The sequence below is a fragment of the Afifella sp. H1R genome (assembly GCF_021462425.1).
GTDB lineage: Bacteria > Pseudomonadota > Alphaproteobacteria > Rhizobiales > Afifellaceae > Afifella > Afifella aestuarii.
Map to the genome: position 1 here is coordinate 532,613 of NZ_JAKEDY010000001.1, position 26,026 is coordinate 558,638.

At 63.5% G+C, this 26,026-nt stretch carries 18 protein-coding genes; 9 read left to right on the plus strand and 9 right to left on the minus strand.

Translation table 11 applies throughout. The annotated features are described in order from the left end of the window. Nucleotides 1-12 precede the first annotated feature (12 nt). The 7 genes from L0F51_RS02480 to bchF are packed head-to-tail and all read right to left on the minus strand — an operon-like array spanning nucleotide 13 to nucleotide 10,129. On the minus strand, nucleotides 13-1,446 hold the full coding sequence (locus L0F51_RS02480; protein ID WP_234627801.1) for a BCD family MFS transporter: 1,434 nt from the start codon (nucleotides 1,444-1,446) through the stop codon (nucleotides 13-15). Then, complete coding sequence (bchM, locus tag L0F51_RS02485) at nucleotides 1,443-2,144, minus strand: magnesium protoporphyrin IX methyltransferase (protein ID WP_128293894.1); 702 nt, start codon at nucleotides 2,142-2,144, stop codon at nucleotides 1,443-1,445. Before bchM ends, L0F51_RS02480 begins: the two co-directional genes overlap by 4 nt. After that, nucleotides 2,144-3,046 carry a ferredoxin:protochlorophyllide reductase (ATP-dependent) iron-sulfur ATP-binding protein gene (gene bchL, locus L0F51_RS02490; protein WP_128293895.1) on the minus strand — a complete coding sequence of 301 codons (903 nt, stop codon included), beginning with the start codon at nucleotides 3,044-3,046 and terminating at the stop codon, nucleotides 2,144-2,146. Before bchL ends, bchM begins: the two co-directional genes overlap by 1 nt. Continuing rightward, nucleotides 3,043-6,768, minus strand: a complete 3,726-nt coding sequence (locus L0F51_RS02495; protein WP_234627802.1) for a magnesium chelatase subunit H — start codon at nucleotides 6,766-6,768, stop codon at nucleotides 3,043-3,045. Before L0F51_RS02495 ends, bchL begins: the two co-directional genes overlap by 4 nt. Beyond that, nucleotides 6,743-8,326, minus strand: a complete 1,584-nt coding sequence (gene bchB, locus L0F51_RS02500; protein WP_234627803.1) for a ferredoxin:protochlorophyllide reductase (ATP-dependent) subunit B — start codon at nucleotides 8,324-8,326, stop codon at nucleotides 6,743-6,745. Before bchB ends, L0F51_RS02495 begins: the two co-directional genes overlap by 26 nt. A 1-nt stretch (nucleotide 8,327) precedes the next feature. After that, nucleotides 8,328-9,611, minus strand: coding sequence for a ferredoxin:protochlorophyllide reductase (ATP-dependent) subunit N (locus L0F51_RS02505; protein WP_234627804.1), 1,284 nt, complete (start codon nucleotides 9,609-9,611; stop codon nucleotides 8,328-8,330). Beyond that, entirely contained in the window at nucleotides 9,608-10,129 is a 522-nt protein-coding gene (gene bchF / locus L0F51_RS02510) for a 2-vinyl bacteriochlorophyllide hydratase (RefSeq protein WP_370642294.1), read from the minus strand. Before bchF ends, L0F51_RS02505 begins: the two co-directional genes overlap by 4 nt. A gap of 338 nt (nucleotides 10,130-10,467) precedes the next feature. On the opposite strand from bchF, the gene L0F51_RS02515 reads away from it, so the two are divergent. Further along, nucleotides 10,468-11,295 carry a B12-binding domain-containing protein gene (locus tag L0F51_RS02515; protein WP_234627806.1) on the plus strand — a complete coding sequence of 276 codons (828 nt, stop codon included), beginning with the start codon at nucleotides 10,468-10,470 and terminating at the stop codon, nucleotides 11,293-11,295. Nucleotides 11,296-11,329: 34 nt separating this feature from the next. Next, the gene (gene ppsR, locus L0F51_RS02520; protein WP_234627807.1) at nucleotides 11,330-12,778 is read left to right on the plus strand and encodes a transcriptional regulator PpsR; all 1,449 of its coding nucleotides are present in this window, start codon (nucleotides 11,330-11,332) and stop codon (nucleotides 12,776-12,778) included. Nucleotides 12,779-12,826: 48 nt separating this feature from the next. Here the strand turns inward: ppsR and L0F51_RS02525 are convergent, their stop codons facing one another. Further along, nucleotides 12,827-13,882, minus strand: coding sequence for an alpha/beta fold hydrolase (locus L0F51_RS02525; protein WP_234627808.1), 1,056 nt, complete (start codon nucleotides 13,880-13,882; stop codon nucleotides 12,827-12,829). Nucleotides 13,883-14,008: 126 nt separating this feature from the next. Here L0F51_RS02525 and chlG point away from each other — a divergent pair, with 126 nt between their 5' ends. The 5 genes from chlG (at nucleotide 14,009) to argC (ending at nucleotide 18,941) form a co-directional block, all read left to right on the plus strand. Next, nucleotides 14,009-14,917 carry a chlorophyll synthase ChlG gene (gene chlG / locus L0F51_RS02530; RefSeq protein ID WP_234627809.1) on the plus strand — a complete coding sequence of 303 codons (909 nt, stop codon included), beginning with the start codon at nucleotides 14,009-14,011 and terminating at the stop codon, nucleotides 14,915-14,917. A 1-nt stretch (nucleotide 14,918) separates the two neighbouring features. Next, on the plus strand, nucleotides 14,919-16,286 hold the full coding sequence (locus tag L0F51_RS02535) for a BCD family MFS transporter (RefSeq protein WP_234627810.1): 1,368 nt from the start codon (nucleotides 14,919-14,921) through the stop codon (nucleotides 16,284-16,286). Between the two features lie 2 nt (nucleotides 16,287-16,288). Then, nucleotides 16,289-17,527: a geranylgeranyl diphosphate reductase gene (locus L0F51_RS02540; protein WP_234627811.1), complete on the plus strand. Its 1,239-nt coding sequence runs from the start codon at nucleotides 16,289-16,291 to the stop codon at nucleotides 17,525-17,527. Nucleotides 17,528-17,548: 21 nt separating this feature from the next. Beyond that, nucleotides 17,549-17,812, plus strand: a complete 264-nt coding sequence (locus L0F51_RS02545) for a hypothetical protein (protein WP_234627812.1) — start codon at nucleotides 17,549-17,551, stop codon at nucleotides 17,810-17,812. Nucleotides 17,813-17,888: 76 nt separating this feature from the next. Beyond that, entirely contained in the window at nucleotides 17,889-18,941 is a 1,053-nt protein-coding gene (gene argC / locus L0F51_RS02550) for an N-acetyl-gamma-glutamyl-phosphate reductase (RefSeq protein ID WP_234627813.1), read from the plus strand. An 83-nt stretch (nucleotides 18,942-19,024) separates the two neighbouring features. On the opposite strand, the gene L0F51_RS02555 is transcribed toward argC, so the two are convergent. Beyond that, on the minus strand, nucleotides 19,025-21,673 hold the full coding sequence (locus tag L0F51_RS02555) for a ribonuclease E/G (RefSeq protein WP_234627814.1): 2,649 nt from the start codon (nucleotides 21,671-21,673) through the stop codon (nucleotides 19,025-19,027). A gap of 476 nt (nucleotides 21,674-22,149) precedes the next feature. On the opposite strand from L0F51_RS02555, the gene L0F51_RS02560 reads away from it, so the two are divergent. Further along, entirely contained in the window at nucleotides 22,150-23,364 is a 1,215-nt protein-coding gene (locus L0F51_RS02560; protein ID WP_234627815.1) for an N-acetylmuramoyl-L-alanine amidase, read from the plus strand. Nucleotides 23,365-23,513: 149 nt separating this feature from the next. Beyond that, complete coding sequence (locus L0F51_RS02565) at nucleotides 23,514-25,943, plus strand: penicillin-binding protein 1A (RefSeq protein ID WP_234627816.1); 2,430 nt, start codon at nucleotides 23,514-23,516, stop codon at nucleotides 25,941-25,943. Nucleotides 25,944-26,026 lie beyond the last annotated feature (83 nt).

Genomic DNA, 26,026 nt, shown 5'->3' on the forward strand with positions numbered 1-26,026 from the left:
CATTGACAACGGCTAGCCGGGAAACTCGGCTAGACCGAAGGACGATGATGGATCGGAGCGTGTTCGCCCCCCCGACCCCACGAGCGGCCCGATCGCCACGAGCGTGACGGCGAGCAGCGCGATTTCGAAATGGTAGACAAAGCTGTAACCGGTGGCCGGGCCCGTCAGAGCCGACCCGAGAACGCCTTGTTCTGCCAATGTGGAGAAGGTGTCGCGAACGACGCCACCGAGCGCGATCGAAAGACCCGCGGCGGTCGCCTGAACGGCGCCCCAGGCGCCGAGGGCGAGACCGCTCTGCCCATTCTCCGATAATTCCATAGCGGCTGTGAGCGTGCCGACCGAGAAGAGGCCGCCGCCGAAGCCGATGATGATGGTGCCTGCCCGGAACAGCATCGCCGATTCCAGGGGCGCGGCGAAGATCACGGCGACGAACGCCAGGACGCCGGCAAGCGCGCCATAGGCTGCAAGCTTGTGCGGATCCTGGCCGCGTCCGAGACTGCGGGCGGCGAGGGCAAATCCGACGAGCGAGCCTCCAGCGAGGAGAGCCGTCAATGTTGTCGTGCCGCTCACGGTCAGGTGCAGGACTTCGCCGCCGTAAGGCTCGAGCAGAATGTCCTGCATGCTGAAGCCTGCCGTGCCGAGGCCGACAGCGACGAGGAGGCGGCTTGCGCGTCCACCTTTGGCGAAGGAGCCCCAGGCTTCACGGAAGCTGGTTCTCGGCGCGTCTTTTGCGGTGAGCGCGGGATTGCGCGCCTCCTGCTTCCACAAGGCGACGACGTTCAAGACCATCGTCAGGAAGGCGGCACCCTGAATGACCTGGATGAGCCGGAACGGGCTGAAATTGTCGAGAACCACACCGAAGACGAGGGCACTCACCATCATGCCGAGAAGCAGCATGACATAGAGCAGCGCCACGACGCGCGGGCGGGATTCGGCCGGCGCGATGTCGGTGGCCAGAGCAAGTCCGGCTGTCTGCGTTGTGTGCAGGCCAGCGCCGACGAGCAGGAAGGCGATGGCAGCCCCGACCTGACCTGCGATGATCGCCGGGCCCTGGCCTTCGGAAAGAACCAGAAGCGCAAACGGCATGATCGCGAGACCGCCGAACTGGATCAGCGTGCCCATCCAGATATAGGGCACACGCCGCCAGCCGAGCAGCGAGCGATGGGTGTCCGACTTGAAGCCGATCAGAGCACGGAACGGCGCGAAGACGAGCGGCAGCGACACCATCAAGGAAACGAGCCAGGCATGCACGCCCATCTCGACGATCATGACGCGGTTCAAGGTGCCGTTCAAAAGCACCACCGCCATGCCGACGGAGACTTGGAACAATGACAAACGCAAGAGGCGGCCGAGCGGAAGCTCGGCCGTTGCAGCATCCGCAAACGGCAAAAAGCGGGGGCCGAGACGGCTCCACGCTGCGCTTACCGAATTGTTCAGCCGCTTCATGCGGGCACGAGCTCCATAGCCTGTGACGTGTAAAATCCGCTTACGATACGACGGCTTCGACCCGGCCGCCATGCCGTTAGCTCAGGTGTCGCAGCGACCAGCTGGCGCAGCCGCGCTTCGCTGATCGGTTCGATGGAAGGTGCGCGGTCGCTGCGCGGAAAAAACCGCCCCGCCATGTGCATGGCCGCGAGCAGCGCTGTGCGGGGCGCGAAGGTGAAAACCACCCCCTGCCGGGCCCGCGTCGCCATCCGGGCGAGAATATTCGCGAGGTCCTGATCACGGTAATGGATGAGCGAATCCATGCCGACGATGAAGTCGAAATCACCGAGCGCGGGATCGAGCATGTCTCCGACGTGGAAATCGATCTTCTGTGCCTCCGGCTCGTCCTTGGTGCGCTCCTTGGCGAGTGCGACGAGCGACGGCGACAGATCGATTGCGACGATATCGCCGCCGCGGCGCGCCGCTTCCAGGGACAGCGCACCGGTTCCGCAACCGGCATCGAGGAGCCGCAGCCCAGAGAGGTCGTCCGGCAGATAGCTCAACAGGGTCGCCCGCATCTGGTCGCGGCCGGCGCGCACGGTGGCCCGAATACGGCTCACCGGCGCGTCGGACGTGAGTTTGGACCAAGCATCGGCCGCGGTGCGGTCGAAATAGGTCTCAAGCTCTCCGCGGCGCTCCAAATACGAGGCTGTTGGCATCAATCGAATCCCAGAAAGTCGAAGATCTCGCGATCTTTCATCGGTGTCGCTGCAAGCGGTTCGACGCCTGCCCAGAGCTGAGCGGCAAGGCGCAGATATTCGTTCTGCACCTGCTCCAGTTCCGGGGAGGGTTCCATTTCAAAAAGCGTCGACTTCTTCAGACGGCTGCGCCGGATCGCATCGAGATCGGGCAGATGCGCCAGACGCTTCAGTCCTGTCGCTTCGTTGAAGCGGTCGATCTCGTCGGTTCCAGCGCTGCGATTGGCGATGACGCCGCCGATCCGCACGTCGTAGTTCTTCGCCTTGGCGAGGATCGCCGCGGCAATCCGGTTCATCGCGAAGATGGAATCGAAATCGTTGGCGGTGACGATAAGCGCGCGCTCGGCATGCTGCAGCGGCGAGGCGAAGCCGCCGCAGACCACGTCGCCCAGGACGTCGAAGATCACGACATCTGTGTCTTCCAGGAGATGATGCTCCTTGAGGAGCTTCACGGTCTGGCCGACGACATAGCCACCGCAGCCTGTGCCGGCAGGCGGTCCGCCGGCCTCCACGCACATGACGCCGTTATAGCCTTCGTAGACGAAGTCTTCGACGCGCAGCTCTTCGGAATGGAAGTTCACAGACTCCAAAACGTCGATGACCGTCGGCACGAGGCGCTTGGTCAAGGTGAAGGTCGAATCGTGCTTCGGGTCGCAACCGATCTGCAGAACCCGTTTGCCGAGCTTCGAAAAAGCCGCCGACAGGTTCGACGAGGTCGTCGACTTGCCGATCCCGCCCTTGCCATAGACGGCGAACACTTTCGCCGTTTCGATATGGATCGACGGATCGAGCCGAACCTGAACGCTGCCTTCTCCGTCCTCGTTCTTCGCGATCGGTGGCATCGGTCTCAGAGGGATGTTCATGCGGCTCTCTCCACGGGTATGCCTTCGAGCTGGTCTTCCAGTTCTTCACCCGCCTGCCGCAGGGCTTCCACCACGGCCTCGTCGGGTTGCCAGTACTGGCGCTCATGTGCCTCCAGAAGCCGGTGCGCGACCTTTGCCGACGCGACCGGATTGAGGGCGGCCATGCGCTGCCGCATTTCCGGATCAAGCACGTATGTCTGCGTGATCTGCTGATAGATCCAAGGCGCGACCTGACCTGTCGTGGCCGACCAGCCCATCGTATTGGTGACCGCGGCCTCGATCTGACGCACGCCTTCGTAACCGTGCTTCAGCATGCCTTCGTACCATTTCGGGTTGAGCATGCGGGTGCGGGTTTCGAGTGCGACCTGCTCCGACAAAGAGCGAACCATGCCTTCTGAACGGGTCTGGTCGCCGATGTAGACGGGAATCTCGCCGCCCTTGGCCTTGCGCACCGAGCGGCTGATTCCGCCGAGCGTGTCGAAGTAGTGATCGACGGTGGTCACGCCGAGCTCGACCGATTCGAGGTTCTGGTAGGCGAGTTCCACATCGCTGAAGATCGTCTGCAGAAGAGCGGCCTGCTGCTTGGGCGCGCCCTGGCGTCCGTAAGCGAAGCATTTGCGCTTTGCGTAGGTGTCGGCGAGCTCGTCCTCGTCCTCCCAGCGCCCGGAATCGAGCAGCATGTTGACGTTGGAGCCGTAGGCACCGTCGGCGTTGGAGAAGACGCGCAGCGCGGCCGTCTCCAGGTCGCATTGATGCTCTTCCTGATAGCGCAGGGCGTGCTTGCGCACATAGTTCATTTCAAGCGGTTCATCCGCCGTGGCGGCAAGATAGGCGGCCTCGGCGAGCAGCTTGGTCTGCAACGGCAGGAGGTCGCGGAAGATGCCCGACAGCGTCATGACGACGTCGATGCGCGGCCGACCGAGATCTTCCAGGCGGATGAGAGCAGCCCCACAGAGACGACCGAAGCTGTCGAAACGCGGCCGCGCGCCGAGCAGCGCCAAAGCCTGGGCGATCGGACCGCCTTCGCTCTTCAGATTGTCGGTCCCCCACAGGACCATCGCCACCGATTCCGGGATTGGATGTCCGTCTTCGACATAGCGGTCGAGGAGGCGCTTCGCCTGGCGCGCCCCATCCGTAACGGCGAAAGCGCTCGGCATGCGGAAGGGGTCGAAGCCATGCACATTCCGGCCCGTTGGCAGGATCGCCGGCGTGCGCAGAAGATCGCCACCGGGGGCAGGGCGCACGAAGCATCCGTCGAGCGCGTGGATGAGAGACGGGAGTTCGTGGTCCTCCGACAGGAGCTTGTTGGTCGAGGCGAGCTCATCGAACAATTCGATGTTCGCGTCGTTCTCGTCCATTCCGCCAACGACCAGAGCCTGCCGCGGCTGCCGCCCGGCGACGAGCGCCTCGACAGCGTCCTTCTCCGGCTTGGTGCCGAAACGGGCTTCAGCCACCGCGAGGAGGAGATCGGCACGCTCTTCCGCCGAAGGTGGCTCGCCGATGACGTGCAGGCCGTGCGGGATGAGGCTGTATTCGAGGTCGAGAATGGCCTCGCTCAGCTTCGCCGTCTCTGCTGCGGGATCCTCCCAGGCGGGCTCCGGAGCCGCCAGGTCGAGCTCCGCCGCCTGAGCCTGAATGAGCGGGGCGAGCTGCTCGCGCTCCTTCGTCTCGTCCGGTGGCAAAGCCCGCCAGCGGTCGAGAGAGGCTTTGAGATCGAGAAGGCCGCGATAGAGCCCGGCACGGGCCACGGGAGGCGTGAGATAGGAAATCAGTGTTGCTGCGGAGCGCCGCTTGGCAATTGAGCCTTCCGACGGATTGTTGGCCGCATAGAGATAATAGTTCGGCAGATCTCCGATCAGCCGGTCGGGCCAGCAGGCATCCGATAGCCCCGTCTGTTTGCCCGGCATGAATTCGAGCGCGCCGTGCATGCCGAAATGCAGAACCGCGTCGGCACGGAAATCTTCGCGCAGATAGCGGTAGAAGGCGGAGAAGGCGTGCGTCGGGGCAAAGCCCTTCTCGAAGAGAAGCCGCATCGGATCGCCTTCATAGCCGAAGGCCGGCTGCACACCGACGAAGACATTGCCGAGCTGAACACCGAGCACGAAGATCGAGCTGCCGTCGCTTTGTTGCCGTCCGGGCGCCGGGCCCCACTGCGCTTCGATGTCCTTCAGATAGCGCTCGCGCCTCACGTGATCGTCGGTCGCGATCCGATCATGCACATTGGCGTCCGTGCCGTAGCGGCTCGCATTGCCCTTCAAAATCATGTCGCGCAGGGCATCGACGCTTTCAGGCACGTCGACCGTATAACCCGCTTCCTTGAGGGATTTCAGCGTGTTGAAAAGCGAATGATAAACCGAAAGGTAAGCCGCAGTGCCGGTGCTGCCGGCGTTCGGCGGGAAATTGAAGAGAACGACGGCGAGCTTGCGCTCCGCGCGCTTCGTGTGACGAAGCCTGACGAGCTTGTCGACACGCGAGGCGAGCATTTGGGCGCGTTCTGAATGCGCCTGCATATCGCGCGTCTGTTCGGCATTCTCCGAACGACCGCCGAAGAGCATCGGCCCGGTTGCCCCGTCGAGCTCCGGGATCGCGACCATCATGGTCGTTTCGACGGGAAGGAGGCCGCGGTCGGAGCCCTCCCATTGCTCGAGCGTCTGGAACTCGACAGCCTGTGCCGAAATGTAAGGGACGTCGAGATGCGTCAGCATCTCTTCGGCCGCCTTGGCGTCGTTGTAGGCGGGGCCGCCGACGAGCGAGAAGCCCGTCAATGACACGACGGCATCGACAACCGGGCGTCCGTTCGGCGTGAAGAAAGCTTCAACCGCAGGCCGGCTGTCGAGACCACTCGAATACGCCGGCACTGCCTGCAGGCCATGGGCCTCCAGCGCGTCGATCACGGCGTCGTAATGCGCCGTGTTTCCGGCAAGCACATAGGACCGCATGATGAGGAGGCCGACACGGCCCTTGCGCTCCTTCGACGGGGAGGGCAGGGCTTCCAGGCGCTCCGTGATGCGTCCCTTGAGTCTCGGATGATAAAGCCCGACCTCCGGATAATTGACCGGCGGCTTGGCCTTCAAATGGTGGCGCAGCTGTTTGCGCGGGCCCTCGGCGTAACGCTCGATGAGAAGCCGCACCATGTTGACGATATTGTCTTCCGAACCGGCGAGCCAGTACTGCAGAACCAGGAAGTAGGCGCGCACATCCTGGGCTGTGCCGGGGATGAACCGCAGGAATTGCGGGATCCGGCGCAGCATCGCCATCTGCTTGGCGCCCGAATTGGCGGCCTGCTTGGCGCCTTCCTTGTCGCGCTTGTCCGAGCCTCGAAGCCGCTTGAGAAGTGCGAGCGCGCCACCCTGCGAGCCGTCCATCTTGAAGCGGCCGATGCGGGTGAGGCGGATCACTTCGCCCGCCGACATGAAGCCGACGATGGCGTCGCATTCGTTCTGCCGCGCCTTCAAGGCGGGCATCACCGCCTGAATATGGTCTTCCATGAAGAGCATATTGGCGAGGATGATATCGGCCTCGGCGATGTCGGCCTGGCAGCGGCCGAGTGCGGTTGCATCGTCACCCCATTCGGTGGCGGCGTGCAGATTGAGGATGAGACCGGGGATCTCTTTCTGGAGAATCGGGCGTGCGCGCTCGACTGCGCTCGCCAAATGGCTGTCGAGTGTCACGATGACGACGCGCAGAGGCGTCGCGTTATCGGCCGAAATGGGCTTTGGCATCGTAGAGTGTCTCAACTGTAATCGTCGCTAAGCCGCGTTCTTCGGCGAAGCGTTCGGTATTGCGGCGCGCCTTGCCGCGGACGAAGAACGGTATTTTGCGCAGTTCCTGCTCCGCTTCTGCCGCCCAGGTGACAGCTTGGGCGACACTGGCAATCTCAGCCTTTTCGATCTCCGTTTCTTTGATCTGAGTCTGGTCTTGCGCCGGTGCGGCGCCGTGCCCCAGATGCGATGGCTGGACCTCGTCGTGGAACTCGAAATCGCCGCGGAACATGCCGAGAAGGTGCTCTTCGAGGCCCATCATCAACGGATGCACGAAGGTGTCGAAGATCACATTGGCGCCTTCGAAGCCCATCTGCGGCGAATAGCGTGCCGGAAAATCCTGGACGTGGACCGGCGCCGAGATGACGGCGCACGGCACACGCAGCCGCTTCGCGATATGCCGCTCCATCTGCGTGCCGAGAACGAGCTCGGGATGAAGCTCTGCCACCTTCTCCTCGACTTCGAGATAGTCGTCGGTGATGAGCGCTTCGACGCCATAGCTTTCGGCGGCGGCGCGCACGTCGCGGGCGAATTCCCGCGAATAGGTGCCAAGGCCCACGACCTTGAAGCCGAGCTCCTTGTCGGCGATGCGCGCGGCTGCAACGACATGCGTCGCATCGCCGAAGATGAAGACGCGCTTGCCGGTGAGATAGGTCGAATCAACGGAGCGCGAGTACCACGGAAGACGCGATGGCGCGCCCGCGAGAACGGCGGTGGGATCGACGCCTGCGATCTCGGCGACTTCTTTGATGAAGTCGATCGTCGCGCCGAAGCCGATCGGGACCGTTTTCGTTGCCGGCTGGCGGAACGTGCGGGTGAGCCAACCGGCGGCCGTTTGCGCAATTTCCGGATAGAGCACGACGTTGAAATCGGCCTCTCCGAGCCGCGCGATATCGGCCGGAGTGGCGCCGAGCGGCGCCGTCACGGCGACATCGATGCCGAGGCGGTCGAGAAGGCGGGTGATCTCCGCCACGTCGTCGCGGTGCCGAAAGCCGAGAGCGGTCGGTCCGAGCAGATTGCACCGTGGCCGGCGGCCCGCATCCCGTTGCGGTCGTTCCGTGCCGGGCGCCGGCGCATGCGGGCCGGCGAGGGCCCGAACGAGATGATAGAAGGTCTCCGACGCGCCCCAGTTTTCCTTCCGCTGATAGGACGGCAGTTCCAGCGGAACGACCGGGATCGGCAGGGCCAGTGCTTTGGCAAGGCCGCCCGGATCATCTTGAATGAGCTCGGCCGTGCAGGACGCGCCGACCAGCATCGCCTGCGGCTGAAAGCGCTCGTAGGCCTCGCGTGCCGCGTTTTTGAAGATTTCGGCCGTATCTGTGCCGAGGTCGCGCGCCTCGAACGTCGTGTAGGTGACCGGTGGGCGCTTGTTGCGCCGCTCGATCATCGTGAACAGGAGATCGGCGTAGGTGTCGCCCTGCGGTGCGTGCAAGACGTAGTGGATTCCTTCCATGGCGGTGGCGATGCGCATCGCTCCGACATGCGGCGGTCCCTCATAGGTCCAGACGGTGAGCTGCATCTCACACCTCCAGCCGGGCGGCGCGGTTGAGCGGGCGGGCGAAGAGCTCGGCGAGATCGCCAGCCTGCTCGTAGCCCTGGATCGGCGTGAACACGAGCTCGATCGCCCATTTGGTCGTCAAACCCTCCGCCTCCAGCGGATTGGCGAGGCCGAGCCCGCACACGGTCAGGTCCGGGCGCGCGGCCCGCGCCCGGTCGAGCTGCCGGTCGACGTCCTGGCCTTCGGACAAAACGGCGCCTTCCGGCAGCAGATCAAGCTCTGCCGCGAGATTCTGGCGATGCAGATAGGGGGTGCCGATTTCGGCGATCCGCATCGACAGCTCCCGCGACAGAAACCGTGCAAGCGGTATCTCGAGCTGAGAATCGGGGAAGAAAAAGATGCTCTTGCCGGCGAGCTGCTCCTGATAGTGCGACAGCGCGCGTTTGGCGCGTTCGCGGCCAAGCGCCGTGACCGCCGTGAACCGGCTCTCGTCGACGCCGAAGCAATCCGCTGCAGCTTTCAGCCAAGCGGTGGTGCCTTCGGCGCCGAAAGGGAAGGGCGCCTGCAGGGCCTTTGCCCCGCGGCTCTCCAGGATCCTCCGCGTGTCGGCAAGATAGGGCTGAGCCATCAAAAAACGGGTGTTCGGACCGACCTCGGGCAGCTCTGTCGACGATCGCGGCGGCAGGAAGCCGACTGGCCCTACGCCGAGATCGTCGAACAGCCGCCGGAACTGGTCTTCCACCACGTCGGCGAGTGAGCCGACGACGAGGAGGGAGGCGGGCGCCTGTGCAGACGCTTCGGGCATCTGCGGGACAAGTGCGGCGAGGCATGCATCCTCGCCCTGCGTGAAGGTGGTCTCGATGCCGCTGCCGGAATAATTCAGGATGCGGGTCGTCGACGCGAATTTCTCGTTGAGACGATCCGCGGCCCGCGACAGATCGAGCTTGATGACTTCCGACGGGCAGGAGCCGACCAGGAACAGAAGCTTGATCTCGGGACGACGCGCCAGAAGCTGCGTGACGACGCGGTCGAGCTCTTCGTTGGCATCGGCCATGCCGGCAAGGTCGCGCTCTTCGATCACAGCCGTCGCAAACCGCGGCTCGGCGAAGATCATCACACCCGCCGCCGACTGCATCAGATGCGCGCAGGTGCGAGATCCGACGATCAGGAAGAAGGCGTCCTGGATCTTGCGGTGCAGCCAGATGATGCCGGTGAGGCCACAAAATACCTCACGCTGGCCGCGCTCCCGCAGGATCGGCGCTTCACTGCAGCCCGTCGTGACGCGTGCGACGCCGGCTGGGTTCATCGTGCGAACTCCATATCCGTCTTGGACGCGGCCGCCGCATCGCGATTCGCCTGCTCCTGCAGCCGCGCGGCGCGCAGCTTCAGAACGAACTGTGTCGCGTTGATTACGTATGCGAGATAGGCGGCGAGCGCCAAGATCATCTGCCCCCAAGCATCCAGGAAACCGGTCCAAAGCGCGCCGAGATAGGCCGTGTGAAGGGCCAGAACGAGCATCGAGAAGACGTCTTCCCAGAAGAAGGCTCGTGCGAAGAGATAGCGGCCGAAGACCACCTTCTCCCAGATCGAGCCCGTGATCATGATCGTATACAGGACCGCGGTTTTGACGACGATGGAGGCAGTTGCGACAAAATACCCTTGGCCGGTCGTCAAATACCGGATCACAAGGGCTAAACTGATGAGAAATACGAGGAATTGAATCGGCGCCAGCACACCCTGAACCAACGTCCAGGAGGTCGTGTCACGCCGCCGACGTTCTTCCTCCGTATAGAGAGAAATGATTGTTTTATTTGGCGTTTTCACCGCGCCCCGTCTCCCCAACCGGCACAACGTAGAACCGACTCTAGGGCTGCGGCTCGGCTACTGTCAACAACACTAGACGTAAATCTTACTTTACATTTTCACGGGGTGGGGCGTACGCTCCAGCTCTATCGCGGAAGGTCCGAAAGTGCTTAAATTCGCGCGTCGACCGGCAGAGGTATGGGGCCTCGGCCGGGATTCAGCCGCCCGCAGGTGAGGCGGCTCACGAGCCGTTTTGGCCAGTTTGAGCTCGGGGGGTGCGAGAGATGGTCGACCTTAGGCAACACACTGAGGACCGCTGCGGAAGCTGGGACGGGAAAGGGCCGTGGGACGATGTCTCCATGCGCTCGATCCAGGTTTCGGACATTGAGGCGGCGTCCAGCCAGAGCGCCTGGAGTGGTCGCATTCTCACGACGATCGAAGGTGAGATCATCCCGCGGTTGATGCTGGCCCATCGGGTCGGGTGGGGAGAGCCCCATCTCAATTGCGTCGAGGGGACCGGCGTCGACGCGGTCGATATCGACGAATTCGCCCGTCTTTTGCTGGCGCGTGATGCGAGCGTCGCCTTCGCTTATGTGGATATGGCACGCGCGCGCGGTGTCGGGCTCGAGGCACTTCTGCTTGAGCTGATGGCGCCTGCAGCAGCGCGGCTTTGGGATTTCTGGAACGATGATCGCTGCGATTTCGCCGAGGTGACCATCGGTATGTCGCGGCTTCAGCACCTTTTGCGGGAGCTCGGCCCGGCCTTTTACAGCCAATCGGCCGATTGCGGCGACGGACGGCGCATCTTGCTCGCCTCTGCACCAGGCGAGCGGCATTCCTTCGGCATCTTCTTGACGGAGGCTTTCTTCCGTCGCGGTGGCTGGGATGTATCTGTGGAACTGGACGCGAACACCGCCGATCTTGTCGGAATCGTCAAGCGCGAATGGTTTTCGATGGTCGGGTTGTCGCTGTCGAGCGCGCGGGGGATCGACGAGCTGGCGGCGACGATAAAGGCGATCCGCCTGGAATCTCGTAACAAATCCATCGCTGTAATCGTTGGTGGACAGATCTTTATGGAGCATCCGGAGCTTGTGGCATCGGTAGGTGCCGATGTAGGAGCGACGGATGCGCGCAGTGCAGTGTCTCAGGCCGAGCGTATGCTCGGGCTCCTAGCTATGCGTTGCTGATGATTCACGCCTGATGCGGGACTAAGTGCAACAGATGGACGGCTTGGTTACAAAATCAGCCCCAAGCGAGTTTGCGGTCCCGCATAAGTCGGTCGGAGACCTGGACGCCGAGATCGCCGGAAAGCTCATCGCCCACGCGGCAGACATTGCCCTTGTCCTGGACAAGGAGGGCGTCGTTCAGGATCTCGCCTTCGGCGACGAAGAATTCTCTCACGAGGGTGTTTCGGACTGGGTCGGAAAAGCGTGGCGCGATCTCGTCACGCCCGACAGCGAAAAAAAGGTTGCGGCTCTGCTGAGCGAGGCGGGCGCAAAAGGCGTTTCGCGCTGGCGTGAGGTCAATCACCCTTCAAACCGTGGCCCCGATGTAGCCGTCCGTTATTTCGCCATGCAGGTGGGCGGCGGTGAGCGTTACATCGCGATCGGCCGCGATTTGCGTCCGGTCTCCGCGCTGCAGCAGAGGCTGATCGAAGCGCAGGTGGCGCTGGAGCGTGAATATTCGCGCCTGCGCCAGGCGGAGACACGCTACCGGCTGTTCTTCAAGATGGCCTCTGAGGCCGTTTTGATCGTCGATGCCAACAGCCAGAAGGTCGTCGAGGTCAATCCCGCCGCCAGCCGGCTGCTCGACCAGTCCCCGGAACAGCTTGTCGGTGCACCGCTGCGCAGGCTCTTTGCCGACGAATCGGAGCGCGGCGTGCAAGCACTGCTCGCGATGGTGCGGGCTGCCGGGCATGCGGAAGATGCGCGCGTGCGGCTTCCCTTCAGCGAGCAGGAATGCGTTCTCTCCGCTTCGCTTTTCAGGCAGGAATCCTCCGCCCATTTCCTCATCCGCCTGTCGCCGGTCGACGGCGAGAGAGTGAGGCAGGATGCCGGGACGACCTCGCTTCTGGTCGATATCGTGGAGCATCTGCCCGACGCCTTCATCGTGACCGACCCCGACCGGCGGATCCTGGCGGCCAACATCGCTTTCCTTGATCTGGCGCAGACCGCGAGCCTCGAGCAGGTTCGTGGAAAGCGCTTGGAACGTTGGGTCGGGCGGCAGGGGATCGAACTCGACGTTCTCATCGCCAATCTGCGCGAACACGGTTCGGTTCGGCATTTTCGGTCGATCCTGCGCGGCGAATACGGCTCTGTCGTCGATGTCGAGGTTGCCGCGGTCTCGGTGCTCGAGGGGGAGCAGCCCTGCCTCGGTTTCGTTCTTCGCGATGTCAGTGCGCGGGTGGAAAGAGAGCGCCCGGCGGCGAGGCAGTTGCCCCGCTCGGTCGATCAACTGACGGAACTCGTCGGCCGCGTGCCTCTCAAGGATCTCGTTCGTGAAACCACCGACGTGATCGAGAAGCTCTGCATTGAGGCGGCCCTCGAGCTGACCGGCGACAACCGCGCCTCTGCCGCCGAAATTCTCGGTCTCAGCCGGCAAAGCCTCTATTCGAAGCTTCGCCGGTACGACCTAGTGGACTTCACGCCGGAAAACGGCAGCGACCACTGAACTTCATTGCGGTCTTGGGCCGGGCCTGAGACGCCTGCGCGAGACGCCTCAGGCTTTTGCGGACGCCAGAAATTCTTCGAAGCTCGCGAGGAAGGCCTCCGGCTGCTCGAAATAAACCATCGCACCGGTCTTGAACGGCTTCACCGTCCAGTTGGGTTGTGCGCGCAGCCAATCGACCTCGGAGAAATCCTGAAAATCCCCGCGGGTGCCATGCGCGAGGAAGATCGGCAGGGTGAGCTTCTCGTAGATGCGCCTGATATCGTTGGCGAAGAGGCATCCCGAAACGAAGGCATACGGCGCGTGACGCGCCCCGTCCTGATGCGTCGTCTCATAGGCGTAGTTGAAAAGCCCCTCGTCGATGTCCTTGCTGCCGAAGGTTTTTTCCAGGAAGAAGCGAATGCTCGGGCGGGTGGTGAGAAGGCGAAAGGCCCCCTTGCTCCAAAGCGGCACGTTGAGCGTTTCGTAGAGAAACGGCACCTGCCGTGTCGAGCCTTCGGGGCCACGACGTTTGCTCGACCCTGTCTCGAAGCCGGTTGGCGTGACGAAGGTGAGGGTGCGAAGACCCTCCGGCCGTTCGGTCGCGGCGCGCGCCAGAAACTCGGACGACAACGACAGGGCCATGGTGTCGATGGCGTGCGAGCCGGTTTCCGCTTCGATGAGATCGAGCATGTCGTGGACCGCGTCGACGAACAGCCGAATATCATACGTGCGGTCGGAGCGATCTGAAAATCCGAAACCCGGAAGATCGACGGCATAGACGCGGTGGCGCGCCTGTGTGTGCATGAAAACCGGCCGCACGTCGTAGGCAGAGCCTGCGGCGTTGATGCTGTGGATGAGGAGGAGGGGGCTCCCTTCGCCTGCGACATAGTAGGAGAGGCGGCCGGCGCGTCCCGTGATCTCGCGCCGTTCGGCGGGAAAGGCCTCAGGCAACGAGGGCATCGGCGCGGCAGGTCGGCTGTCGCTGACCGGCGAGACGCTTTTCGCGGCGGGCTCGGGGCGCATGTGGGCGCCATTTCCCAATGCTGCGCTGCCTTCAGTTTCGTTCTGCGATGTCATCGCCTTGTCCTCGCTCGTCATCCGCTCCGCCGTTTTGCTCTGCAACATTCGGGATGCTCTCGCAACGTCCGGCAGTGACGCGGGTTCCCCGCCTCTGGGGGCGCGAGATTCCGCCGCGGGGGCGAGTGTAAAGTTGAGTTGACGGTGCGCGAGGCGGCCAATACTGTCCCGGCCATGTCTCGTTCGGCTTCGATTGCATCCGATACTTTAACCCGCCCGAAACCGGCGGCCGTGCTCGAATTGTTGAAGCCGATCACATGGTTCGCACCCATGTGGGCGTTCGGCTGCGGCGTCGTCTCCTCAGGCGTTCCGATCTCTGAGCGCTGGCTGGTGATGCTGGCCGGCATCGTGCTTGCGGGACCGATGGTCACGGCGACGAGCCAGGCCGCGAACGACTGGTACGATCGCCATGTCGACGCGATCAATGAGCCGAACCGCCCGATCCCGTCTGGACGCATCCCGGGCCGTTGGGGCCTTTATATCGCACTCATTTGGACGGCTTTGTCGCTCGTCCTCGCAGCGTTTCTCGGCATCTGGGTGTTCTGGGCGGCGGTGGTCGGCCTCATTCTCGCCTGGGCCTATTCGGCGCCGCCGTTTCGGCTGAAAAAGAACGGCTGGTGGGGCAATACGGCGGTGGCCGCCTGCTACGAGGGGCTTCCGTGGTTCACCGGCGCTGCTGTCATGGTGGGCGGGCTGCCGGACTGGCGGATCATCACGCTTGCCGCGCTCTACAGCCTCGGCGCCCACGGGATCATGACCCTCAACGACTTCAAGGCGGTCGAGGGCGACCTCAAGATGGGGATCCGGTCGCTGCCGGCGCAATTGGGCGTCGCGCGCGCCGCAAAATTCGCCTGCTTCGTCATGGCTTTCCCGCAAGTCATTGTGATCGCACTCTTGTTTTCGTGGGGAAAGCCGATCTATGCGGCCGCCGTCTGCGTCTCCTTGCTGGTGCAGTTCGTGCTGATGGCGCGCCTGTTGCGTGAGCCGAAAGAGCAGGCCGCCTGGTACAATGCCACCGGCACCACGCTTTACGTTCTTGGCATGCTGATTTCGGCTTTCGCACTGCGTACGATTGGAGCGTGACATGCAGACAGCCACGTTGGGCTGGGTCAGCATCGTCCGTCTCGGACTGGTGCAGGCGGCGCTTGGAGCGATCGTTGTCCTGACGACGTCGACTTTGAACCGGGTGATGGTTGTCGAGCTTGCGCTCCCGGCCACTTTGCCCGGCGCTCTGGTCGGCGTCCATTATGCGGTGCAGATGCTGCGCCCGCGCTGGGGTTATGGCTCGGACATCACCGCGCGCAGAACGCCGTGGATCATCGGAGGCATGGCTGTCCTCGGGGGCGGCGGCTTCCTGGCCGCGGTCGCGACCGCCTGGATGAGTGTCAATCTCGCCGGTGGTATCGCGCTTGCCGTCATAAGCTTCTTTGCAATCGGCATCGGCGTCGGCGCGGCCGGCACCTCGCTTCTGGCCTTGCTTGCCGCAAAGGTCGATCCCGGCCGTCGCGCGGCGGCAGCGACGCTCGTCTGGGGGATGATGATCGTCGGTTTCGTGGTGACGGCGACATCGGCCGGCCATTTCCTCGATCCGTTTTCTCCGCAGCGACTCGTTGCCGTGACGGGAGGGGTCGCTCTGGCGGCTTTCCTGGTGACACTCGCGGCCGTCTTCGGCGTCGAAAAGCGCGTTGCCCGGCCCGATGATGCGCATCCCGCGGGGAAGGACTGGGCGGAGGAAAAGCCCGCATTCCGCCAGGCGCTGAAAGAGGTCTGGAGCGAGACGACGGCCCGTCGCTTCACCATCTTCATCTTCGTGTCGATGCTCGCTTACAGCGCCCAGGATCTCGTGCTTGAGCCTTTCGCGGGCACGGTCTTTGGAATGACGCCGGGCGAATCGACGAAGCTCGCCGGCGTCCAGCACAGCGGCGTCCTTGTCGGCATGCTGCTGGTCGGCGCTCTCGGCAGCAACGTGATCGGCCGGCGCATCGGCACCATGAAGAGCTGGACCATCGGCGGCTGCTTCGCCTCCGCTTTGGCGCTCTTCGGGCTGGTCGCGGCAGGCTTCTGGGGCCCCGGTTGGCCGATCAGGGGCTCGGTCTTCTTTCTGGGTGCGGCAAACGGCGCCTTCGCTGTGGCCGCCATCGCGTCGATGATGGGTCTTGCGGGTGCCGGGCGCGAGCGCCGTGAAGGTGTGCGCATGGGCCTGTGGGGTGCCGCGCAGGGCGTGGCTTTCGGCCTTGGTGGATTCCTGGGCACGGTAGCCATCGATACGACGCGCACGATCTTTGCTTCGCCGGTACCGGCCTATGCCATGGTCTTTGCGATCGAAGGCGTGTTCTTTGTGATTTCGGCCTGGCTTGCATACCGGGTCGATCGCGCGGGGGAGGTGATCTCGGCCCCGCTGGATGTGACGGCCGTGGGCGAGGAGACGCTCGCCGGTTTAGGGGGACGGTAATCATGCCTGAGAGCAAAACGTACGATGTGGTCGTCGTCGGGGGTGGCCCGGCGGGTGCGACGGCTGCAACCGATCTTGCCTCCAAGGGGCATTCGGTCCTGCTGCTCGACAGGCAGGGCCGCATCAAGCCGTGCGGTGGCGCGGTGCCGCCACGTCTTTTGCGCGATTTCAACGTCCCGACCTCGATGCTCGTCGCGCAGGTCTCCTCCGCGGAGATCGTCTCGCCGACGGATCGGCGCGTGAACATGCCCATCGAAGGCGGCTTCGTCGGCATGGTCGATCGCGAACATTTCGATGAATGGCTGCGTCAGCGCGCGGCGGAGGCCGGCGCTGAGCGCTGTGCCGGCACGTTCGAAGCTTTCGACCGCGACACCGACGGGGTGGCGCGCATCCATTACCGGCCGAAAGACGGCGGACGCGACGCGTCTCTCGAAGTCGTGCGCGCACGCGCCGTGATCGGCGCGGACGGGGCGAATTCCGCCGTCGCGCGCGAGGCCGTGCCGCGGGCTGGCCGGGTGCCGTACGTCTTCGCCTATCATGAGATCGTTCGCTCGCCGCAAGACGGCGCCGCGCATTTCGATCCGAAGCGCTGCGATGTCTATTACAATGGCCGCATGTCGCCGGACTTTTATTCCTGGGTCTTCCCCCATGGCGACACGACGAGCATCGGTACCGGTAGCGCCAACAAGGGCTTTTCGCTGCGCAACGCCGTCGCCGATCTGCGCGGCATCACGGGCCTCGACGCGGCCGAAACGATCCGCAAGGAAGGTGCGCCGATCCCGTTGAAGCCGCGCCGGAAATGGGACAACGACCAGGATGTGCTTTTGGCGGGTGATGCCGCCGGTGTCGTGGCACCGGCTTCCGGCGAGGGCATCTATTACGCCATGCTCTGCGGCCGCTTCGCCGGAGAGGCTGTCGAGGAATTCCTGCGCACCAACGATGCGAAGGCGCTCGCGGGTGCACGCAAGCGCTTCATGAAAGAGCATGGGCGCGTCTTCTGGATCCTCGGGATCATGCAGTACTTCTGGTACAAGAACGACAAACGGCGCGAACGCTTCGTGTCCATGTGTGCCGATCCGGACGTGCAGCGGCTGACCTGGGAAGCCTATATGAACAAGAAGCTCGTGCGTGCCCGCCCGGGAGCGCATCTGCGGGTCTTTTTCAAGGATGTGGCGCATCTTCTGGGGCTCGTGCAGCCGGACGAGGCGAGCAAGCTCGGCCCCCGTCGCGGCGTTTCCTAAGCCCTTTCGAGAGCCGCGCTCATGGCCGGTCTCATCGAAAGCGGTCGGATCGCCGACCTCATCCTTCTGCTCGTGCTCGCGGAGGCTGTCGGGCTCGTCTACTTTTATCGGCGGACCGGGCGGGGCGTTCGCCCGCTCGATCTTCTCGTCAATCTTGCCGCGGGCGCGACGCTGATTCTGGCGTTGCGTGCCGCACTGGTGGGGGCGGAGTGGCAGGCGATCGCCTTCTTCCTGGCGCTCGCGGGCCTTGCGCATCTCGGGGACCTCGTCCGCCGCTGGCGTTGAGCGGCTCTGCATCGGCCTTCGTTGACTTCGCCTCGGCCTGACGGGTAAAGCCGGCGGCTTGAAGCGAGGGTTTGATATGCACGAGAAGATTCGCATCGGCGTCCTTGGCGCCTCCGGCTACACCGGCGCCGATCTGGTGCGTCTCGCGGCGCGCCATCCGCATGTCGAGATCGCTGCGCTGACCGCCAACACCCATGCCGGCAAGGAGATGGGGGCGGTGTTTCCGCACCTCGCAATCCTCGATTTGCCGCGTCTCAAAGCCTGGGAAGAGGTCGATTGGAGCGAGCTTGACGCCGTTTTCTGTGGCCTCCCACACGGGACGACGCAGGAGATCACGGCGGCGGTTTTGAGCGCCAATCCGAAAGCGCGCATCATCGATATGTCGGCCGATTTCCGTCTCCGCGACGCGTCCGTCTATGCCGAGTGGTACGGCCATGAGCATCAGGCGCCGGAGCTTCAGGAGGAGGCGGTTTATGGCCTGACCGAGCACTACCGCGCTCTCATCAAGGATGCCCGGCTGATCGCCTGTCCCGGCTGCTACCCGACCGCCGTGCTGATGGCACTCCTGCCGCTCGTGCGCCAAGACATGATCGATGCGAGCGATCTCATCATCGATGCGAAATCGGGCGTGACCGGTGCCGGCCGCGGTCTCAAGCAGAACACGCTCTTTGCCGAGGCGGGCGAGGGGCTGTCACCCTATTCCGTCGGCAAGCATCGCCACGCGCCGGAGATCGAACAGGAAATCGGCGTTGCCGCGGGGATGCCCATCACCGTGAATTTCACGCCGCATCTCATCCCGATGAGCCGGGGCGAGCTCGTCACCTGCTACGTGCGCCTTGCCGAAGGCGTGACGGCGGGCGATCTTCGCCAACGGCTCGTGGAGGATTACGCGCCGGAGCCGTTCGTGCACGTCCTGCCGGAAGGGGGCATTCCCCAGACGCAGAATGTCCGCGGCTCCAACTACGTGCAGATCGGCGTTTTCCCTGATCGCATCAGCGGGCGCGCCCTGGTCATTGCCGCAATCGACAATCTCGTCAAAGGCTCCGCCGGCCAGGCCCTGCAGAACATGAATGTCGCTTTCGGCTTCGAAGAAGGCGAAGGCCTCTTGCAGCTGGCGCTGTTTCCTTAAGGCGTTCTTTTCCGCGAGACGAAAAGAGCCCGTCCGGGTGTCCCGGGCGGGCTCTTTTTTAGCTCAACGAGCGATCGCTATGTTCAGAGGAATGAACGACGCTGCCACCAGCCGACGCGCTTCGGCCGGTTCGGGTCGTCCTTCGGCTCGTCGTCCCTGGCCTTTTCGGCAACGTCCGCCTGTGCCGAAGCGGTCTCATCGGACTGCCGCTCTTCCGGCGTGCCGCTCGAGGTAGCGCCGCTTTCCGCTGCCTCCGGTTCGGCAGGCATTGCCGCTTCCGCCACGCGATCGGCGTTCTCGTCCTTGGCTTCTTCGTAGCTGGAACGGTTTTCGTCTTCTTCGGCAGCTTCTTCGCCGGCGTCCGAGCTGGTGTCAGATTGCGCCTTCGGCTCGCTCTCAGCGCCCGTTCCGACCTGTTCTGACGCGGCCGGGAGCGGAGGCTGCTCGACCGCCGTCTCCTCGGAAGGCTCGGCCGTCGCGGTTTCCTGCATCGCTTCGACGGCCGGAGAGGTCTGCTCCGCCGATGGGGCTTCCGCAGTTTCCGAGGGGCTTGCTACTTCGTTCTGCTCTTCGGTCTCGGGCCGGCGTGCATCTGCGCGATCGTCGTCCTCATCGTCGTCATCGGAGCGCGAACCGCGATCTTGCCCATTGTCGCCATTCGCTGCGCCTGCATCCTGCTGCTCGTCCCGATTGCGACCGCGCCGCCTTCCGCCACGGCGACCACGGCGCCGCTTCTTCGGCTTCGTCTCGTCGCCATCGTCGTCTTCTGAGTTGTCGTCCCGCCGGCTTTCGCCGCCATTGGCCGCGGCGGCTTCCGACGTGGCGGCCTCCGTCTCCGAGCGGTCGCTTTCGGCTCTCTCGCCCTTCGGACGACGACGCTTGCGCCGCCGGCCTCCGCGGCGGCCACCATCCTCGCCGTCCTCATCTGCGCTCGCTTCGCTCTCGTCTTCGACTTCAGCCGGAGCCGGCTCGTCGAGGTCAGACACGTCGAGCATCGCAACGGCGGCCGAGTGCGGCGGCTCCTCTTCGGAGAGGTCTGCGCGATCGATGGTGAAGCCCGAGGCCGCATCTGGGGCATCCCCGGCGACGCTGATCGAAACCGCGAAGCGGCGTTCGAGGTCGGCGAGATGCGAACGCTTCTGGTTGAGCACGTAGAGCGCAACGTCTGGACGCGTCGACACTTCGAGATTGCGGCTGCGGTCCTGAATGAGGTGCTCTTCCAGCATACGCAGGAGCTGCAGCGCGAGAGAGGCGACGGAGCGAACCTGGCCGGTGCCATGGCAGGCATGGCAGAGCGCCGTCGAACTCTCCAAGACGCCGGTCCTGAGGCGCTGCCGCGACATCTCCATCAGACCGAAATGCGAGATGCGCCCGAGCTGAATGCGCGCCCGATCGAAGCGCAGGCAGTCCTTCAGCTTGCGCTCGACCGCCCGGTTGTTGCGCTTCTCCTCCATGTCGATGAAGTCGATGACGATGAGGCCTGCCAGATCGCGCAGCCGCAATTGACGCGCGACCTCTTCGGCCGCTTCGAGGTTCGTTCGAACCGCGGTGTCTTCGATCGAATGCTCGCGCGTCGAACGGCCTGAATTGACGTCGATGGCGACGAGCGCTTCGGTCTGATTGATGACGATGTAGCCACCCGAGCGCAGGGTGACCTGCGGCAGGAACATCGCTTCGAGTTGACGCTCCACCGAATGCCGCGAAAAGATCGGGGCCGCATCGCGGTAGGGCTGAACATTCTTCGCATGGCTCGGCATGAGCATGCGCATGAAGTCCTTCGCCTCGCGGTAGGCTTCTTCGCCGGCCACCATGACCTGGTCGATCTCGCGCGAATAGAGATCGCGGATGGAGCGTTTGACGAGACTGCCTTCCTCGTAGACGAGGGTGGGGGCCGCCGATTTCAGCGTCAGATCGCGAACGTTCTCCCACAATCTGAGGAGATACTCGAAATCGCGCTTGATCTCCGTCTTGGTTCTGGAGGCGCCCGCTGTGCGCAGGATGACGCCCATTCCTGACGGCACCTCGAGCCCCGCCGCAATGCTCTTCAAGCGCTTGCGGTCGGCCGGGTCGGTGATCTTGCGGGAAATGCCGCCGCCACGGCCCGTATTCGGCATCAGGACCGAATAGCGGCCGGCGAGCGACAGGTAAGTCGTCAGCGCAGCGCCTTTGTTGCCGCGCTCCTCTTTGACCACCTGCACCAGCAGAACCTGGCGGCGCTTGATGACTTCCTGGATCTTGTACTGCTTGGCCCGTTGGCGGCGCCGCTCCGGCACCTCCTCCAGCGCATCCTCCGCCCCGACGCTCTCAACGGCATGATCGGCGTCGTTATCGTCGCCGTTGCCGTCGTCGCCGTTGTTGTCGGCCGCATCGTCGTCGGAAGACTTCTCGGCCTTGGCAGGGGCTTCATCGCCGTCGCCACCATTATTCTCCGAATCCTCCTCGCGGTCGGATTCTTCTGCGTCGAGAAGCGCCTGCCTGTCGGCGAACGGGATCTGGTAATAGTCTGGATGGATCTCCGAGAAGGCCAGGAAGCCGTGCCGGTTGCCGCCATAATCGACGAAGGCGGCCTGCAGCGACGGTTCGACCCGCGTTACCTTCGCCAGATAGATGTTGCCTCGAAGTTGTCTTCTTTCTGCTGATTCAAAATCGAATTCTTCAACCTTGTCGCCGCGCAGGACCACGACCCGGGTCTCTTCCGGGTGGGCCGCGTCGATGAGCATCTTGTTCGACATAGTGTGTGACTCCGCCCCGGGCCGAATATGCGTTAGGCGCGCCAGTTGCTCTTGGCGCGCGGCCGGGGCCAAATGTGAATAAGGGGAGAACAGGCGCCAGCGCGTGTCGCCGCGGAAGCATCGGCTGCTGCGCGATCTGCCTTTGCGGCAGAACCATCAGCTGCTGAGCGTTGCGGGCGCGGTCACCCATGGGCTGCCTTTCCAAGTCGTTGCGGCTCATGCCGCCTGAGACCAGCGGTGCGTCCGGCTGGTCCGTCTTCGCCTCCGTACAGTCGGTTGAAGGGCGTTGATCTTTACAACGCCGCACCCGATGACAGCCGGAGAAGAATCCGTCATTCTCTCTCTTATAAACGAGCTTCGTTCGATTCAAGAGAACGTTGCGACGTGGAGACGCGAAAACCACATTCGCTCGCCTTTGCCTTGCCACATCCTTTAGAGAGAAGCGAGGCGTTTTCTAAGAACTGAAGAAGGTGGGCATGGTCCGCTTCGCCCTCATGCTGCTCGTCTTGCCTTGGCTTGCAGCTTCTCCAGCCCTTGCCGCGAAGGTTTCCGACATCCGTGTTGTCGGAGATAGTGAGCGCACGCGCATGGTGCTCGACGTGGAAGGAGAGCCGCGCTTTCACATCTTGCGGTTACGCGCGCCCTATCGGCTTGTTGTCGATCTCCCCGATACGGAATTTGCCGCGCCGGCCTCCAAGACCAAGGCGATCGGGCTCGTCAGCGATTATCGCTTCGGCCAGATCGCGGCCTCGCGCGGTCGCGTGGTCCTCGACCTGACGGGTCCGGTGGAGGTGGAAAAATCCTACCTGATGCCGGGAGTTGCCGAACAGCCGGCTCGTCTCGTCCTCGATATGGTTCCCTCTACGGCGGAGGCCTTTTCGGAGGCGGCCGCGCCGATCAGCGAACCCACGCCGGCGCTCGCCTCGCTTCAGGAAGGGGAGGAGGGCGCATCACCCGAGGCTCACGAAATCCCGATCGATCGGCCCGACGCGGCCGACAGCCGTCCGGTCGTCGTCATCGATCCTGGCCACGGTGGCATCGATTCCGGCGCGATCAGTTCAGATGGGCTGTTGGAAAAGGACATCACGCTCGGCTTCTCGAAGGCGTTGCGCGAAGTTTTGATCGAGCGCGGCAAGACGATCCCGATCCTCACGCGCGACGACGACGTCTTCCTGTCCCTCGGCAAGCGCGTCGCCTTCGCCAGGCGTGAGGGGGCGGCGCTCTTCATCTCGGTGCATGCCGATACCGTGCCGCAGGATTACGTGCGTGGCGCCACCGTTTACACGCTCTCGGAGGAAGCCTCCGACGTGCTTGCGGCGCGGCTCGCCGCACGTGAGAACCGGGCCGACATTCTCGCGGGCCTTGCCATCGAAGATCAGCCGGACGAGGTGGCGACGATCCTGTTTGATCTGGCGCGGCGCGAGACCCGCAACCTCTCGATGCGTTTCGCTGCCGATCTGGTGAAGGATCTGAGCGCGGAAATGGTCCTGAACAAGAAACCTCGGCGGGGTGCATCCTTTCGTGTTCTCAAGGCTCCGGACGTGCCCTCGGTGCTCTTGGAACTCGGCTATCTTTCCAATAATGTGGACGAGAAGCTTTTTCAGTCGGATGAATGGCGAGAGCGCACGAGCGAGGCGGTGGCCAGCGCCGTGGAGAAGTATCTCGCCTTGCCGGGCGTCGCGCGGCGCTGACGAAGATCACGAGAAAGCGTGTGGCTTATTGGCGACAGAGCCAGCGCCGGGGCGGTCCCGCCGGGGAACCGCCTCAGTTTCATCACAAAACTGGATGAAGCCGATCTTTAGCAATCTCGGCTTTTCCGAATAGGTGGGGCAGCCCCTTCATGTTCTTGCGATTAATCGGCTATCTGTTCGGCATCGGCGCGCTTCTGGCGCTGTGCGTGGCGGCTGTGGCCGGCTTCCTGTTGCATCGCTACAATCAGGATCTCCCAGATTACGACGTGCTCGCCAAGTACGAGCCGCCGGTGATGACGCGCATCCATGCCGATGACGGCCAGCTTGTTGCCGAATATGCGCGCCAGCGTCGGCTCTATCTGCCGATTCAGGCCGTGCCGGACCTGGTCAAGGCTGCCTATCTGTCCGCCGAGGACAAGAATTTCTACAACCATCCTGGGATCGACGTGGAGGGCATCCTTCGCGCCATCGTCTCCAACCTCAGGAACAGCGGCTCTGGCAAACTCCAGGGTGCCTCCACCATCACCCAGCAGGTGGCGAAGAATTTTCTTCTCACCAACGAGCGCACCTACGAGCGCAAGATCAAGGAAGCGCTTCTCTCGCTGCGCATCGAACAGGCCTATTCCAAGGACCGCATCCTGGAGCTCTATCTCAACGAGATCTATCTCGGCCTCGGCTCCTACGGCATCGCGGCCGCGGCTCTCAACTATTTCGACAAATCCGTGAACGAGCTGACGCTGGCGGAGGCGGCCTATCTCGCCGCTTTGCCGAAGGCGCCGGAGAACTACAATCCGTTCCGCGACACCGAGCGCGCCGTCGATCGCCGCAATTGGGTGATCGATCAGATGCTCGAGAACGGTTACATCCGGGCCGAGGATGCGCAGAAGGCAAAGACCGAGCCGCTCGACGTCAATCCGCGTCCGCGCGGGCAGTATCTTTTCGCCTCCGAATATTTCGCCGAAGAGGTGCGCCGTCGTCTGATCGATATGTACGGCAGCGAAAAGCTCTACGAGGGCGGGCTGTCGGTGCGCACCACGCTCGACCCGCAGCTTCAGGCGCTCGCCCGCAAGACCCTCCAGAAAGGCCTGATCGCTTTCGATGAAAAGCGCGGCTTCCGTGGGCCGGTCGATCGCATCGATATCGCCGGCGACTGGGGCAAGAAGCTGGGTGAGGTGGACGGTCTCTCGGACGTTCCGGAATGGCACCTTGCCGTCGTGCTGGCGACGGGCGACGGCGAGGCCGACATCGGTCTGAAGCCGAAGCGGCTTATCTCGGGAAAACTGTCCGATGAGCGCGAGACCGGCGTCCTGCCTGTCTCGAACATGAAATGGGCGAAGCGCAGCGTCAAATCCGCGAGCGATGTGCTGAGCGCCGGCGACGTCATCTTCGTCGAAGAGGATGCCGATAAGAAGGGCGTCTACAAACTCCGGCAGGCGCCGAAGATCCAGGGCGCCATGGTCGCCATGGATCCCTATACGGGCCGCGTCCGCGCACTTGTCGGTGGATTCTCCTTCGACCAGAGCAAATTCAACCGCGCGACGCAGGCCTATCGCCAGCCGGGCTCGTCCTTCAAACCGTTCGTCTACGCGACGGCTCTCGACAATGGCTACACGCCGTCGTCCGTGGTCATGGATGCTCCGATCGAGATCAAGGCCGGCGACAAGATCTGGCGGCCGCAGAATTACTCGAACAAATATTACGGGCCTTCGACGCTGCGCATCGGCATCGAGCATTCCCGCAACGTCATGACCGTGCGTCTGGCGCAGGATATGGGCATGCCGCTGATCGCCGAATATGCGGAACGCTTTGGCATCTATGACGACCTGAAGCCGTATCTGCCGATGGCGCTCGGGGCGGGCGAAACGACCGTCCTGCGGCTCGTCACCGCCTATGGCACGATCGCCAATGGCGGGCGTAAGATCAACGCCACGCTGATCGACCGCATTCAGGATCGCTACGGCAAGACCATCTATCAGCACGATCAGCGCGAATGCATCGGCTGCGAAGCTCAGGACTGGCACGGACAGGCCGAGCCGGAGCTGATCGATCAGCGCGAACAGATCCTCGATCCGATGACGGCCTACCAGATCACCTCGATGATGGAGGGTGTCGTCCAGCGGGGCACCGGCAGCCGCGTCAAGGCCGTCGGCAAGCCGATCGCCGGCAAGACCGGAACGACGAACGAGGAAAAGGATGCCTGGTTCATCGGCTTCTCGCCGGATCTCGTCGTCGGTGTCTTCATCGGCTACGATCAGCCGAAGCCGATGGGTCGTGGGTCGACGGGTGGTGTGCTCGCGGCGCCGATCTTCACGGATTTCATGAAGGTCGCTCTCGCCGACGAGCCGGCGAAGCCCTTCCAGGTGCCGCCGGGTATTCAGCTCATCCCGATCGATGCGCGCACTGGCCTGCGCGCGAGCGGCGCGGAAGGTGAGAAGGTCATTATGGAGGCCTTCAAGCCGGGCACCGCACCTCCCTCCAGCTACTCCATCATCGGCTATCAGGATTCCTCCGGTCAGCCTTTGACCGTGACGCCCGAGGCCGACAGAGCGATCAGCACCGGGACGGGTGGCCTTTACTAGGTCGGCGCAAAAGCGTTACGCCTCCCTCTTTCATCAGGCGGCGCTCCTCTGGGGCGCCGCCGTCGGTACATTTGCATGAGGAC

What these genes read in the sequence shown, in the direction of transcription:
- L0F51_RS02480 (WP_234627801.1), bottom strand. Translation starts at nt 1,446, where the DNA reads ATGAAGCGGCTGAACAATTCGGTAAGCGCAGCGTGGAGCCGTCTCGGC.
- bchM (WP_128293894.1), bottom strand. Translation starts at nt 2,144, where the DNA reads ATGCCAACAGCCTCGTATTTGGAGCGCCGCGGAGAGCTTGAGACCTAT.
- bchL (WP_128293895.1), bottom strand. Translation starts at nt 3,046, where the DNA reads ATGAACATCCCTCTGAGACCGATGCCACCGATCGCGAAGAACGAGGAC.
- L0F51_RS02495 (WP_234627802.1), bottom strand. Translation starts at nt 6,768, where the DNA reads ATGCCAAAGCCCATTTCGGCCGATAACGCGACGCCTCTGCGCGTCGTC.
- bchB (WP_234627803.1), bottom strand. Translation starts at nt 8,326, where the DNA reads ATGCAGCTCACCGTCTGGACCTATGAGGGACCGCCGCATGTCGGAGCG.
- L0F51_RS02505 (WP_234627804.1), bottom strand. Translation starts at nt 9,611, where the DNA reads ATGAACCCAGCCGGCGTCGCACGCGTCACGACGGGCTGCAGTGAAGCG.
- L0F51_RS02515 (WP_234627806.1), top strand. Translation starts at nt 10,468, where the DNA reads ATGCGCTCGATCCAGGTTTCGGACATTGAGGCGGCGTCCAGCCAGAGC.
- ppsR (WP_234627807.1), top strand. Translation starts at nt 11,330, where the DNA reads ATGGACGGCTTGGTTACAAAATCAGCCCCAAGCGAGTTTGCGGTCCCG.
- L0F51_RS02525 (WP_234627808.1), bottom strand. Translation starts at nt 13,882, where the DNA reads ATGTTGCAGAGCAAAACGGCGGAGCGGATGACGAGCGAGGACAAGGCG.
- chlG (WP_234627809.1), top strand. Translation starts at nt 14,009, where the DNA reads ATGTCTCGTTCGGCTTCGATTGCATCCGATACTTTAACCCGCCCGAAA.
- L0F51_RS02535 (WP_234627810.1), top strand. Translation starts at nt 14,919, where the DNA reads ATGCAGACAGCCACGTTGGGCTGGGTCAGCATCGTCCGTCTCGGACTG.
- L0F51_RS02540 (WP_234627811.1), top strand. Translation starts at nt 16,289, where the DNA reads ATGCCTGAGAGCAAAACGTACGATGTGGTCGTCGTCGGGGGTGGCCCG.
- L0F51_RS02545 (WP_234627812.1), top strand. Translation starts at nt 17,549, where the DNA reads ATGGCCGGTCTCATCGAAAGCGGTCGGATCGCCGACCTCATCCTTCTG.
- argC (WP_234627813.1), top strand. Translation starts at nt 17,889, where the DNA reads ATGCACGAGAAGATTCGCATCGGCGTCCTTGGCGCCTCCGGCTACACC.
- L0F51_RS02555 (WP_234627814.1), bottom strand. Translation starts at nt 21,673, where the DNA reads ATGTCGAACAAGATGCTCATCGACGCGGCCCACCCGGAAGAGACCCGG.
- L0F51_RS02560 (WP_234627815.1), top strand. Translation starts at nt 22,150, where the DNA reads ATGGTCCGCTTCGCCCTCATGCTGCTCGTCTTGCCTTGGCTTGCAGCT.
- L0F51_RS02565 (WP_234627816.1), top strand. Translation starts at nt 23,514, where the DNA reads ATGTTCTTGCGATTAATCGGCTATCTGTTCGGCATCGGCGCGCTTCTG.